The sequence below is a fragment of the Kribbella turkmenica genome (assembly GCF_004348725.1).
GTDB classification, from domain to species: Bacteria; Actinomycetota; Actinomycetes; order Propionibacteriales; family Kribbellaceae; genus Kribbella; species Kribbella turkmenica.
Genome location: NZ_SMKR01000043.1, coordinates 32624 through 45054 on the forward strand (window position 1 = coordinate 32624; position 12431 = coordinate 45054).

A 12431-nucleotide genomic window follows, 5' to 3' on the forward strand; every position below is an offset into this window, starting at 1 on the left:
AGCTGGAAGCTTTCGCGGGTCGCGCTCGCCTGTGTGACATGGATCACACGGGAACGTGGTCTTTTCGGGCTGCGATCGTTCGACGGATCAGCAGGGAATCCCGTCGAGAAGGAGCTGTGATGAACAAGGTTGTTTCGAAGGACGGCACCGAGATCGCGTACGACACCTATGGCAGCGGCCCGGGCCTGGTCCTCATCGCCGGCGCGTTCACCGACCGGTCGTTCTACACGCCGTACGCCGAGGCGCTCGCTGCGACGTTCACAGTGGTCAACTACGACCGGCGCGGCCGCGGTGACTCCGGCGACACCACGCCGTACGCGGTCGAGCGGGAGTGGGAGGACCTGGACGCGCTCCGGACCGCGACCGGTGCCCGGTTCGCCTGTGCGTTCTCGTCCGGGGTGATGGTGCTGCTGCAGGCCGGTGTGCCGTTCGAGAAGCTGGCGATCATGGAGCCGCCGTTCCGCGTCGAGGGCTCGCCGCCGGCGCCGGAGCGGTACCTCGAGCGGCTCCAGGAGTACGTTGACACCGGCAACCCCGGCGGTGCGGCCGAGCTGTTCATGGTGGAGGCGGTCGGTCAGCCCAAGGAGGTGGTCGACCAGATCCGGGAAACGCCGATGTGGGCGGGGCTGGAGGCGATGGCGCACACCCTGGTGTACGACGGCCTGCAGATGCGCGACAGCGCTGTGCCCGTGCCGCTGCTGTCTTCGGTGGAAACGCCGGCGCTCGCGCTGTACAGCAATGCCAGCCCGGAGTGGATGCAGCGCGCGGCGCGTGAGGCCGCGGCCGCGTTGCCGCACGGGACGGTGGAAGGGCATGACGGGACGTTCCACACGCTGCCGCCGGAGACGCTGGCCGCGGTCCTGACCGGCTACTTCATCACCGGCTGACGCCGGCCGGACAGGACCAACTCGAGGCGTACGCCTGTGGTCGCTCGTTGGTCGAGGAACGCGGCATCACCGTGCACCTGAGCAGGCGGTCGCCGTCCACCGCCGCGTCCGTGCGGTCGGCCGAGCGCCGGTACCAGAACTCGGGGCCCGGTACTCGACGTCATCGGGTGCCTATCCGTCGTCGCGATCACCGTCGCCTGGCGGTGTGCCCAGCCGAGGTGCCGGGCGAGTTGGCCGACATCACCCGGCAGCACGGCGCGGCGACACCCAGGCCGTCGCTCAAGGTGGCCGCCCGGCAACTCTGCCTGCTCGACGATCAGCTCGCAGTGGCGAGCGAACGTCATCGGTCACTCTTTCGTCAGGGGATCTCGCCACCTCCTGGTCGGCAGCGTCAGCGGCGTCGTGACATCAGCTCGGCAGTCGCATGGGCATCAGGATGTACGCCGACTCACCGGTCGGACTGTCGTCGGGGGAGTGGAGGCCGGTCAGGTTGGCCGGTTTCGTCGACTGGGTGAACGCGAAGTGCGCGACCGGGGCGCCGATCGACGCGAGACCGTCCAGGAGGTAGCCGGCGTTGAACCCGGTCACCACCGGCTCTCCGGTCAGCGTGACCTCGACCGACTCGGACGCCTGCGCCTCCTCACCGCTGCCCGCGTCCAGGCTCGCCGTACCGCCCGCGAACGTGATCCGGACCGGCGTGGACCGCTCGGCAACCAGGGCGACCCGCTTGACCGCCTCGACCAGGGCGGCCGTGTCGACCCGCACGGTGCTGGTGACGGCGGACTCCGCCGGGATCAGGCTCCGGACCTTCGGGAACTCGCCGTCGATCAACCGGCTCGTCGCCCGCCGGCCGGCACTCTCGAACCCGATCAGCCCGTCCCCTGTGCGGGTCGAACCGAGTGCGAGCGTGAGCTCCTCACCGGCCATCGCCTTGGACACGTCGGCGAGCAGCTTGGCGGGGACCAGCGCGCTCGCATCCACCCTCGGGTCGGCGGGCTCCCACTCGAACGAGCGGACGGCCAGGCGGTACCGATCCGTGGCCAGCAGCGAGATCGTCGACCCGCGGATCTCGACCCGGATGCCGGTGAAGACCGGCAGCGTGTCGTCGCGTCCGGCGGCACTCACCACCTGGGCGACCGCCCGGGCCAGCACCGCGCCGTTCACCACACCTTTCGCCGCAGGCATCTCGGGCAGTGCCGGATACTCTCCCAGCGGCAAGGAGTGCAGCACGAAGCGCGAGCTTCCGCTGGTCACCTGGACCCGACTCGCGTCGCCGCTCAGGTCGACCGAGTCGCCGGGCATGCTGCGGCAGATGCCGGCCAGCAACCGGCCGGGCACCAGATGCCGCCCCTCGTCGGCAACTTCGGCCGGCACCCTCACCTGGGCCGAACACTCGTAGTCGAACCTGGACAGCGTCACCTGCCCGTCGTCGGCCTCGACCAGCATCCCGGACAGGATCGGCACGCTCGGCCGGCTCGGCAGCCCCTTCGCCACCCAGCCGACCGCCTCGGCCAGCACCTCACGAGCAACCCGGACCTTCACGCGAACTCCTCCCCATCGAGAAGTCCGAGCCAATCACCCGCCACCGACAATTCCGGTGGAGGCCGACTAGTAGCGGAACACCTGGGTCGGTGAGCCGTTGCAGTTCGCCAGTGTCACTTGTTCGGCGTTCGTCTTCCCGGGAGCCGACAGGCACAGCTTCGGTTTCGTGGCCGACTTGATCCTGCCGTCGGTGCCGATGGTCCACTTCTGCGCCGGATCGTTGCTGCTGCAGCTGTCGGTCCGCAACGGGGCGCCGACCTTCAGGGTGCCGCCCGGTACGTCGGCGCACACTCCCAGCGCGCGCAACGTGCCGTCGGCCGGCCGGGTCCAGCGCTGCGCCGGAGTGCCGTTGCAGTCCCACAGCTGGATCTTGGTCCCGGGAACGGTCGAGCTGTGATCGATGTCCAGGCACCGGTCGCCCGGTCCGCTGATGGTCAGCCGGATCGGCGCCGGTGCCGGCGGGGCCGTCGCGGTCAGCCGTACCATCCGCGCGACCGACGGGATACCGTTGCTGTCGACAACGAAGAGCATGTAGTAGCCGGGTGGCGCGAGGTTGACGCCGGCCGGTGAGCTGATCGACAGCGTCGTACCCGCGGCGGTGAACGAGAGCGGCACGTAGCGCTGACCCTGGTCGTCGCCGTGCGTCGGTGCCCCCAGGCCGACGAGACCCACCTTGGTGATGGAGCCGGCCTGCGGCGAGCTGACCGAGAAGATGCTCCCGTACGACGCGCTCGCGGGCGCTGCCGTGATCTCCGGGCGAGCCGCGAGCTGCCCGTCGGCGCCGTACAGGTAGGGCGGCGTGAAGTACTCGACGTTCTTCTCGAGATAGCCGACGCGCTGGCACTCGCCGCAGATACCGCCGCCGCCGGTCATCACCCGGCCGTCGGGCAGCAGGAGTGCGGCCGAGTGATACTGCCGGATCCGGTTCGCCGCGGCCAGCGTGCGCCACGTGCCGGTCTCGGTGTCGTACAGCTCGGCGGCGTACACCGGAGCGGCCAGGTTGACGTTGCCGTCGCTCATCACCGCGTTCATCCCGCCGGTGGCGAGGGCGTCGCCGTCGGCGAGGACGGTCAGGTTGTGCTGGCGCCGTCCGGTGGCCATCGAGCCGGTCGGCGACGCCGTCGCCGGACCGTTGGAGTCCACGATCACCGCGGTGCGCGTCGGTACGCCGACCTTCCCGTCCTCAGCGACGACGCCACCGCCGGCCACCAGCGTCTTCCCGATCCGGATGGTGGCGAAGCTGGCGTAGTCACGGTCGATGGCGTCCCTGGTCGCCGTACCCACCTGTGCGCCGGCCGCGCTCGTCCGCAGCGTCCGCATCACGGCGCTGGTCCCGACCATGTCGACGTTCCCGTCCGGTCGGACGGTGAGCAGCGGGTACAGCCGGCTGGACGGTGTGGTGAACCCGGTCAGCAGCCGGATCCACTGGTTGGTCTGGTGCACCTCGGCGTTCTCCGGGCCGCCGCCCTGGATCAGAGCCTCCTGGTTGGGCAGCGCCGTCACCGACGGGTACCAGCGCTCGGCGGCCATGTCCGGGCCACGTCGCCAGGTCTCCGTGCGCCAGTCGAACAGGTGGGTTTTCCGGAGGCCGTTCAGCGACGCATCACGGTTGCCACCCGCGACGAGCACGGTGCCGTTGGAGAGCTGGGCGTAGCCGGCGCAGAAGATGTTGTAACCCTGCACGTCGACGCGCCTGCTGGTGTTCGTGACCGGGTCCCAGACCGCGGCGCGGGTGAACGACTGGTCGCTGTACGACTCGGCCGGGCCTTCGCCGACGGAGTCCCACATGAGCACCTTGCCGTTCGGCAGCGTCGCGTTGAACACCGGGACCACGGGAGTGTCGATCACACCGCTCCACGTCCCGGACACGGCCGGGTCGGCGGCCGCGGCGATCGCGTCGGCGACCGCCTGCTCCTTCGGCGAGCGGCGGCCGGGCCGCTGACCGGTCTGCCGGGTGACCTCGTCCGACCGGGCCTTTGCGGCCCGCTCGATCTCGTTCATCGGCACTCCGACCAGATCTTCGGCGGCGTGATCGTGATCGTGGCCGTGATTGTGATCGTGATGGGCGTGCGCGGTCGTCCTCGGCGGCGGATCCTGCGCGGTGGCCGGCGCGGCGACGGCGAGGACAGTCAGCAGCGGTACGACGACGGCCAGGGCCGCCCGGGCAGGCGAAATACGGGTGCGCATGACAGGTCCCCCCTGCAAGCAGACGCGATCACGGCGGACGATCGCTGGGGTCAGCGTCGGTCCTCCGGCGGGCGTCGTCAATGGTCAGCGTCATCGCGAGCCGCGACTGTCGCGGTCCGGCGCCACGCGGCCACCCGGCGTACACGGAACCAGACAATCACGTTGATGAGGCATCGAGGTCTTCTCATTCCCGGCCCTCGGTCGTACGTTGCGAGAAGTTCCGTCTGTGGGGGACGGAAAGGGGAGCGCCGCCGCATGTGTCCGGCGCCGAATCACAAGGGGGGCCCGATGGGCCGCAATCGTGGGGTATTCGCTGTCGTCGCCGTCGTATCGACTGTTGCCGCCGGAGGTGTTCTCGGCTTCGGCTTCGGCTCGCAAGCCGGCGCGACCTCGAGTTCGACGAGCACGACGAGCACAACATCCACCTACACACCGCCGACAACCACGACTACGACGACGACGCCACCGACGACGACGCCACCGACGACGCCACCGACGACGCCACCGACAACGCCACCGACAACCACGCCGCCCGGAGGCGAGTTCTGCACACCGGGCTTCTGGAAGAACAACCCGGGCGCGGTGGCGGAGACCGGTGTCGACATGTCGCAGTCCTACAACGCACTGTTCGACCCGGACGTCGACGGCACCAGGAAGGGCGGCGTTGCGAACCCGACGCTGCAGCAGGTCCTGGACAGCCCGCAGTTCTACGGCGGAGAGGCGGGTAACAACGTCGGTGCGCTGCTCAGCGACGCGCACCCGGACGTCAACTTCACCGGCGAGCGCACCGAGGACACCTGCCCGCTGGACGCGGACGAGAGCCGGTAGGTCGAGCGGCACGGGCCTGGCCGCCGAGTCGCGGCCAGGCCAATGCTGGTTCGGCTCAGCAGACGGTGACGTTCAGCGCGGTGACCGTGCCCGTGTGCGTGCCGGTGGTCCATCCGGTGCGCGTCACGCGCTCACCGACGAACGCGTTGGCCGCCGTGAATCCACCCGGGTGGCTGAGCGACGTGTTGCTGTACTGCACGAGCGCGTAGTCGTTGACGGGGAAGCTGTAGCTGGCGGTCGGCCGATGAACGTGCTGTGACTCGCGTTGGTGTACCAGGTCTTCGCCACCTTGCCGCAGTGACCGGCGGTCAGGAAGTAGTAGGTGCCGGACTGGGCGGGGTTCCTCGAAGCGTCTGCTGGCAGCACGTAGCCGTACGGCCACCGGCTGACACTCCGGAGTATTTGCCCAGTTCGCCGTACGGGCAACCGCTGGCTAGTCGAACGCGATATTCGTCAGCCGGTCGGCCTGGCCGCGGGTCAGGATCGTGGCGGAGATCGCGTCGGGGATCAGGTGACCTGGGTCGTCGGCGGCCATCGCGATGAGCCGCGGCCAGCGACGGCAGTGAGTGGCCATACTGCCGGTGCGTACGACGCGGCCGCGGGCGCGCTGCCCGGACCGGGCAACGTCACCCGGTACGTCGAGGAGGATCAGGTGAACGGCCAGGCCCGACCGGCGGGCCCGCCAGCCGATCAGTCGCCGTACCCAGGGACGGGTGGCGCAGTCATGCAACAGGACCGGGCCCGTCCGCATCGCGCTCAGGGCCTTCACGTAGTACGTCAGGTGCAGCAGTGGACGCCACCACGCATACGGCACGGCACCGAGGACTGGTATCCAGCAGGCCCTCAGACGCTCGGAGTCGAACACCTGCACGCCCTGGTGGTCTCCGCCCACCGGGAACAGCCGGCGAAGCAGCGTCGTCTTCCCAGCCCCCGGGATCCCGGCCAGTACCACCACCGAGTCCTTCGGGTACACCAACTCGTCTCTGTCCTGCACCAGGCGGGTCCCCGGCACGTCGGCGATCCCCAAACCTGCCACAGTCACGACCGTCCTCTCGTCCTCAGTGGTTTCAACACCCACTTGGACGGACGACGTTCCCGACCGGCCCACAAAGCCCGCTAAGAACTCGCTGGGAAAATCCTGAGAACGGGACCTCCGACAAGCGTCTGGCCTTCTAGCTGGTTGATGCGCGCAGAGGTGGATCTGTCGGTTGGCTCGAAGGTGGTTGCGGAGCGGTCAGCAGTCCCATGCGTTCCGGGCTGATGACCTCGGTCTGTTCGTGCGGCGGTTGCGGAGGCGCGGATCAGCCGATGATGCGGCTCATGAATCCCTTGTGAACTTCGCTTGCACGTTGCTGCTCGCCGGCAAAGGCGCTGACGACGACCAGAGCACCAGTGAGAGCGGGAACTGCCCACTGCAGCATCGCCAGTCGGCGTTGGGCCGATGCGACGTCGTCCGGCGTGGTGGATGCAGGTTCGGTGCCGGATTCCGCCGGTACGTCCGTCTGCGCCGAGACCTTCTTCCCCAGTGCACGGCTGTAGGCGGTCGCTCCGAGTGCCATCACTGTCAGCGCCGTCTTCACCATCACCATCGAGCCGACGCCCCGTTGGCCCGCCACCCGCGGGGCATTTCCGGCAAGCTGGCCGACCGACCCGATCAAGTGGGAGCCGATGGCAGCAGCGTTGACCGGTGTCCACCGGTCCCACCCCACATTGGCCACGGCGCCCTTCCTGGCAGGATCGTCGGCCTGTGCTGCTGCGGCGTTCAGGGCGACCGCGTTCGCCAGGGTTCCGCCGAACCAGGCGGCGAGTCCCACGTCGTGCATCGAGCGAGCCAGCGTGTTGCGAGCCATCGGAGTCTCCTTCGGTCGGAATAGTTCGCCAGCGGTACCCCGCGACGGCGCCCGTAACCGCGAAACCCACCACGGAGTGCAGCGCGCGGTGGCCGGCATCCGATCCTTGTTTCGGCAGGAGATCTGTCGCCAGTCTGGCTGAACGGCATCCCGACGACCTCGACTGCCGCGTCGGCCTACCAGTCGGGCTGCGCGGTTGGCCGAGACGGCGGCCCGCGACGTAGTTGGGCTGTTGACGCAGGCTGGAGGGGTGCAAACCTTTCTGCCGTACGCCGACTTCGAGCGCTCCGCGCGTGCCCTGGACGTCAAGCGGCTGGGTAAGCAGCGGGTCGAGACCATTCAGGTGGTGCGTGCGCTCACCCGGCCGGGATACGGGTGGGCCAACCACCCGGCCGTGCTGATGTGGAAGGGATATGAGGAGGCTCTCGGCCGGTACGGGTTCGTTTGCTGCGAGGTGTGGACCGAAATCGGCTTCGGCGACACCTGCGCGCTGACCATTGCCACCGATCTGCGGGTGGCCGGAGTCAGCACCATCCGGACCCAGAGCGAGCTCGCCGGTGCCGGGGCGCTGCCACCTTGGCTGGGTGACGAGGCGTTGCACCGCAGCCACCGGTCCGCCCTCGTCCGCAAGGACCCCGAGTACTACCGCCCGCTGTTTCCCGACGTCCCGGACGACCTGCCGTACGTCTGGCCGATCCGGTCACCGGCGGTCGTCGCGGCGGAGCAGCGCAGGGCCGAGAGCGCTGAGCGTCGGCGGCAGCGAGCCCTCGAACGGCGGGTCCTGGAGGCCGAGCGGCTGCGGCGCAAACGCAGCCGCGCCGCGAAGAAGGCGTGGGCGACCCGCCGACGAAACGCCCTGCCGCAGCCGGACAATCCCGACGAAGGCTGACCCCCGGGCGACCGCCCGCAGACCGTCTCACAAGCTCACCCCGTGACGACGCCCTGGCCGCGCAACCGCGTGACCCCGACAGATCGAGCAACCGGCCAACAATCCGCCGATTGTCCACCTCCGAATCCCCTCGAATCCTGCGTCCAGCCGTCGCCGATGCAATTCGCCGCCGACCCGGATCAGGCCGATCGGCCGAGGCACTCCACGAGCTGAGTGGATTCGACAGATCGACCTCGGGCTGACGGCGACTCGACCTACCGCGCCCGAGCGACTTCGTCTGCCGGGGTGCGGGCAACGACCTCCGGAAGGTGACGCAGGGCGTGTTCCAGGGCTCGGGCGACGGCTCGGTCGGAACAGGTCTCCTCGCCGCGCCAGACCTGGCGGAAGAACACCTCGGCCACCAGCTCCGGCGACCGTTCACACTGGCGAGCCCAGGCGTGGAAGAGCGCGTCAGCCTGCTGCGCGCTCACTCCGAACGACTCCATCAGCACGCCCTTGGCTTGCTCGAACGACGCCGAGCGGACGCCGTTCGGCGGATTGACCGCCGTGGGACGTCGCACCAGGGACGATGAGTTCGCCTGCGAGCCGTTGGCCTTGCCCGAACTCGGCTGGATCATGGCTAACTTCCTCGACATCGCGCCGGTAGCAATCTCGGCTCGTTGCCCAACCGATACCGCCAGCGCCTCCGAGATACCCAGAACCTTCGGCCGCAATCGTTCTGAAGCCGCTGCGAACGACGATTGCCGGGGCACGTTCACGGGTACCGCAGAGTTGCGACACCGTGCTTGAGCCAGAGGCACGTGGACAGTGACCAATCCGAGGACGCGTCATGAGCCTCACCTCACTCAGCACTACTCGCCGGCGGCTGACCGGATACTGGGCGAGCGCAACCATCCATCTGATCGCCGTCGCTTTCGACTTACGGGTTCTCCGGATGGCTTCCAAGGCGGCCTTGATGCCCGCACTGGCGTCGTGGGTCCGGGCTCAGCAGGGACCGCCACTCCTCGTCGCCGCACTCCTCGCATCGGCCGTCGGAGACCTCCTCATGGAGGTCGACCTGATCCTCCCTGCAATGGCGATGTTCGCCGCGGCGCACGCGTGCTACATCGCGGAGTTCACCCAAGGGACCAGCCGCCGCTCACTCGTGATCCCCGCGGCGTACGGCGTACTGGGGCTGGCGACCATGGTCGCACTGTGGCCCGGTCTGGGCAGCTACCGCGCTCCCGTCACGGCGTACGCGATCATGCTGCTGGCGACCGCGGTGACCTCGCTGTGGTACGGCGGCCGGGCGGGTCTCGGCGGCGCGCTCTTTCTCGCCTCGGATACTCTCATCGCGGCCCGCCTGGCCGGCCACGACTTCCCACTCCGCGCCTTCCTGCTCAAGACCGCATACGGCACCGGGCAGTACCAGATCGCGCTCGGTCTCACCGGGCCGACGGCGATCCTCAGGCGTTCTGGCGGTTGTCCGCTCGAAGCCTGATCTTCGCAACTTGCTTCGAGGTGCTGCCGTTCTACGGTTCCACCCCGAGGAAGATCCGCACCCAAGCCACGGCTACGCCCGGATCGACGGACTGCGTGGCAACGCGACCTCGAGATGCAGGCAGTGCTTGAGCAGACGTCCCAGCTGTTCATGACCGGGTCTGTGAATTGCTCGCACCGCCCGAAGGTCGGGCGCGCGGGGAGTGACTGTCAGTGGTGAGTTCAGCCTGCGGGCCACTGATGGTCGGTCCGGCACCGCGTCGGTCAGGACCAAGGCCTCGGAGTGTTGCTGGTCCGGCAATGGGTACAGGAGCGCCTTGGTCGGTCTCCAGCTGGCCCGATGAAGGGGCGCCATGGAGCTGCCGTACCTGCTCGAGGTGATGAACGAGGTCTCAGCGTCGATGCGCTTCCCGATGAAGCTCGACCAAACCTTGACCGTGATCACCGCCGGAGCCGCCGAGGCGGTCCCCGGCGTGGACTTCGTGAGTATCTCGATCACGGGCAAGGACGGCCGGGTCCGGACCATGGCCCCCACCGATGAGAGGGCGGCGCGAGCTGACGAACTGCAGTACGAGCTCGGCGAAGGCCCGTGCCTCGATGTTGTGTTCAACACCCCGGTCGTCGAGGTCGACGACATCGCCAGCGATCTGCGCTGGCCGAGCTACGGGCCACGCGCAGCGAAGGTGTTCGGGATCGGGTCCCAGCTGGGATTCCAGTTCCATGCCGAGCCACACGCTCGCGGCGGGGTCAACCTCTACTCCACCCGCACCCATGACCTGACCACCGAGTCGCGCCAGCTCGGTGCGATGTTCGCCAACCTCGTAGCGGCCGCACTGGGATGGAGCCGCGAGCACGCGAACCTCAGCGAAGCCTTGATGACCCGCACCCTGATCGGGCAGGCCATCGGCGTTCTGATGGAGCGCTACCGCCTCGACCCCGACCGCGCGTTCGCATTCCTCGTGCGGACTTCTCAGAGCGGCAACGTCAAGCTGCGCGAGGTTGCTGCCGGCATCGTCGAAGACGCCACGCGCAGAGCCGAGTGACTTGAGACCACCTGGCCGTCTGCCGCTGGACAACACCGTCGCGCCGTTCGCCGAGGGCTACGGCTGGCAGCCCGTTCGTTTCGGTCGAAGCCGCGGGCCGCTGGTGCGGAACAGGTTGATGGGCTTCTCCGCGCGGGCCGGAGGCGGTGTGGTTCGACGCAGAGACTGAGAACCGCTACTCGGGGTACCGGAGTCAACATGAGCGAACAAGAGCAGGGGCTCGCCCCGGATCCCCGAACGAATCACAAGCCCGAAACCCACGTCCGACGCTGGGGTGCGGTCTATGTCCTTCTCGTCTTGTTCCTCGGCTCATGGCTGGGACAGTTCTTCAGCCAACTGAGCGAGTTCCGCGGCGAGCAGGAGGAACACAACCAAGCCTTCGCCTGGGCCGACTTCTTCCCCACCTTCCTGGCCAGCACGTTCGAGAACTGGCAGAGCGAATGGCTGCAACTGGTCTTCCAGGCGATCCTTCTCCTCGGCGCGAAACACCTGATCTTCCGGGTCGACGCCGAGGACTTGGAACGACTCGAAGCCAAGGTCGACAGGATCAACCAGCAACTCGAGGACAACCAACGCGTCTGACTCAGAGACCGGCGGTTCGCGGCAACGTGCAACTGGCCGGATTCGCGGTGCCGTTCGCCTACGCCTGCGAGGCATGAACGATGCCCACTGCAACGACAACGGTCCTCTGCCCGGCACTCGGTGATTGCCCCACGTGGCTTCCGCCCAGGAACTCGGCGGCGAGCGCGGCGACGCCGGCGGCCCGCTGCCAGGTCGCGGGCATCGCCACCGCCGCAACCCTGACCTACGGCGACGCCGGGGTGGCGATCTTGCCCGCCGCCGAACCTGTCGTCGCAGTGAATCGGCGTGTTGCGTCGGAGCTGTCACCGCCGCCGCGACCGCGCGTGAGGGCGCCAGACGTCGACCCTCAGGCGTGGCGAACGACCTGCGGCTGCGCCGCGTGCTCGAACAGACCCTCGCCGGTGTGCTGCACAGCGGCTGCTGGCAAGAGACCGGCCAGCAGTCCAACGATCAGCGCTGTGACGACCAAGGGCCGTCGCCGTGGCGGAGGTGCCAGCAGCGCGCGGACGCGGGCGACGATGTCGCCACCGGTTGCAGCTGGTCCGGCTGTCGCCGCGACCGTGGATCCGGCGTACCGGCTCTGCAACTGCGCTACACGCACCAGGGTCGCCGCGACCAGACGCCGGTCGCCGACGCTACGGGCCGCGTCCTCGTCGGCCCACCGTTCGACCGCTGTCGCTACTGCCCGCGCGGCCGGGCGCAGCAGCGGATTGACGGCTGCGGCCAGATCGGCGGTCAGGGTCCACCATGTGTGGTGGTGGGTCAGATGTGAAGTCTCGTGAGCCAGCAGCACCCGCAGTCCTTGCGGGTTGAGCCTGCGTAAGAGGCCGGTGGTGACGATGATGCGACCTGCGGGCCGGGGTGTGATGAACGCCTCCGGGCGGTCGTCGTCCAGCACCACCAGACCACCGACCGCCGTCAGATCCCGACAGCTACGGCGCACGATCAGCAAGGCCCGCGCCCGCCGGGCCGAGGCCAGCAGGAGCGAGAGAACAGCCAGTGCCACCAAGGCGCCGCTGACGATGGCTGGTCCGGGAGGAACAGGACTGTCGCTGCGCAGGACGGTCGGCGACCACGCACCCTCGGAGGCGACCAGCGGGAACTGGCCGATCCACGTGAACGCCAGCACCCCAAGGATGAACAC

The 12431-nt window shown here is 68.7% G+C and carries 15 protein-coding genes; 6 read left to right on the plus strand and 9 right to left on the minus strand.

The window, feature by feature from the left end:
* Positions 1 to 119 precede the first annotated feature (119 nt).
* Entirely contained in the window at positions 120 to 887 is a 768-nt protein-coding gene (locus E1218_RS12415; protein ID WP_165949243.1) for an alpha/beta fold hydrolase, read from the plus strand.
* Here E1218_RS12415 and E1218_RS12420 read toward each other — a convergent pair.
* The 4 genes from E1218_RS12420 to E1218_RS12435 all read right to left on the minus strand — a co-directional run bounded on the left by E1218_RS12420 (position 869) and on the right by E1218_RS12435 (position 5221).
* Entirely contained in the window at positions 869 to 1231 is a 363-nt protein-coding gene (locus E1218_RS12420; protein ID WP_132319475.1) for a hypothetical protein, read from the minus strand. The genes E1218_RS12415 and E1218_RS12420 overlap by 19 nt on opposite strands.
* Positions 1232 to 1295: 64 nt before the next feature.
* Positions 1296 to 2429, minus strand: a complete 1134-nt coding sequence (dnaN, locus tag E1218_RS12425) for a DNA polymerase III subunit beta (protein ID WP_132319477.1) — start codon at positions 2427 to 2429, stop codon at positions 1296 to 1298.
* A gap of 66 nt (positions 2430 to 2495) precedes the next feature.
* Complete coding sequence (locus tag E1218_RS12430; RefSeq protein ID WP_202865954.1) at positions 2496 to 4616, minus strand: galactose oxidase-like domain-containing protein; 2121 nt, start codon at positions 4614 to 4616, stop codon at positions 2496 to 2498.
* A 425-nt stretch (positions 4617 to 5041) separates the two neighbouring features.
* Positions 5042 to 5221 carry a hypothetical protein gene (locus E1218_RS12435; protein WP_132319479.1) on the minus strand — a complete coding sequence of 60 codons (180 nt, stop codon included), beginning with the start codon at positions 5219 to 5221 and terminating at the stop codon, positions 5042 to 5044.
* On the opposite strand from E1218_RS12435, the gene E1218_RS12440 reads away from it, so the two are divergent.
* Positions 5220 to 5444: a hypothetical protein gene (locus tag E1218_RS12440; RefSeq protein ID WP_132319481.1), complete on the plus strand. Its 225-nt coding sequence runs from the start codon at positions 5220 to 5222 to the stop codon at positions 5442 to 5444. The genes E1218_RS12435 and E1218_RS12440 overlap by 2 nt on opposite strands.
* A gap of 55 nt (positions 5445 to 5499) precedes the next feature.
* Here the strand turns inward: E1218_RS12440 and E1218_RS36620 are convergent, their stop codons facing one another.
* From E1218_RS36620 to E1218_RS12455, 3 genes are all read right to left on the minus strand, one after another.
* Positions 5500 to 5643: a hypothetical protein gene (locus tag E1218_RS36620; protein WP_202865956.1), complete on the minus strand. Its 144-nt coding sequence runs from the start codon at positions 5641 to 5643 to the stop codon at positions 5500 to 5502.
* Positions 5644 to 5877: 234 nt separating this feature from the next.
* Entirely contained in the window at positions 5878 to 6486 is a 609-nt protein-coding gene (locus E1218_RS12450; RefSeq protein WP_233712189.1) for an ATP-binding protein, read from the minus strand.
* A 259-nt stretch (positions 6487 to 6745) separates the two neighbouring features.
* Positions 6746 to 7294, minus strand: a complete 549-nt coding sequence (locus tag E1218_RS12455) for a hypothetical protein (RefSeq protein WP_132319483.1) — start codon at positions 7292 to 7294, stop codon at positions 6746 to 6748.
* A 250-nt stretch (positions 7295 to 7544) separates the two neighbouring features.
* Here E1218_RS12455 and E1218_RS12460 point away from each other — a divergent pair, with 250 nt between their 5' ends.
* Positions 7545 to 8183, plus strand: coding sequence for an MSMEG_6728 family protein (locus E1218_RS12460; RefSeq protein ID WP_202865957.1), 639 nt, complete (start codon positions 7545 to 7547; stop codon positions 8181 to 8183).
* A 254-nt stretch (positions 8184 to 8437) separates the two neighbouring features.
* Here the strand turns inward: E1218_RS12460 and E1218_RS12465 are convergent, their stop codons facing one another.
* A complete protein-coding gene (locus E1218_RS12465; protein WP_132319485.1) occupies positions 8438 to 8941 on the minus strand; it encodes an ANTAR domain-containing protein in 504 nt (167 codons plus the stop codon).
* A gap of 71 nt (positions 8942 to 9012) precedes the next feature.
* On the opposite strand from E1218_RS12465, the gene E1218_RS12470 reads away from it, so the two are divergent.
* The 3 genes from E1218_RS12470 to E1218_RS12480 all read left to right on the plus strand — a co-directional run bounded on the left by E1218_RS12470 (position 9013) and on the right by E1218_RS12480 (position 11287).
* Positions 9013 to 9663, plus strand: a complete 651-nt coding sequence (locus tag E1218_RS12470) for a lysoplasmalogenase family protein (RefSeq protein ID WP_132319487.1) — start codon at positions 9013 to 9015, stop codon at positions 9661 to 9663.
* Between the two features lie 352 nt (positions 9664 to 10015).
* Positions 10016 to 10705 (plus strand): GAF and ANTAR domain-containing protein, encoded by a 690-nt coding sequence (locus tag E1218_RS12475; RefSeq protein WP_132319489.1) that lies wholly within the window; start codon positions 10016 to 10018, stop codon positions 10703 to 10705.
* A gap of 198 nt (positions 10706 to 10903) precedes the next feature.
* Positions 10904 to 11287: a DUF6766 family protein gene (locus E1218_RS12480; protein ID WP_132319491.1), complete on the plus strand. Its 384-nt coding sequence runs from the start codon at positions 10904 to 10906 to the stop codon at positions 11285 to 11287.
* 346 nt (positions 11288 to 11633) lie between these two features.
* Here E1218_RS12480 and E1218_RS12485 read toward each other — a convergent pair.
* Positions 11634 to 12431, minus strand: a 798-nt coding sequence (locus E1218_RS12485) for a M56 family metallopeptidase (protein WP_165949244.1), incomplete at its 5' end; no start/stop codon positions are given.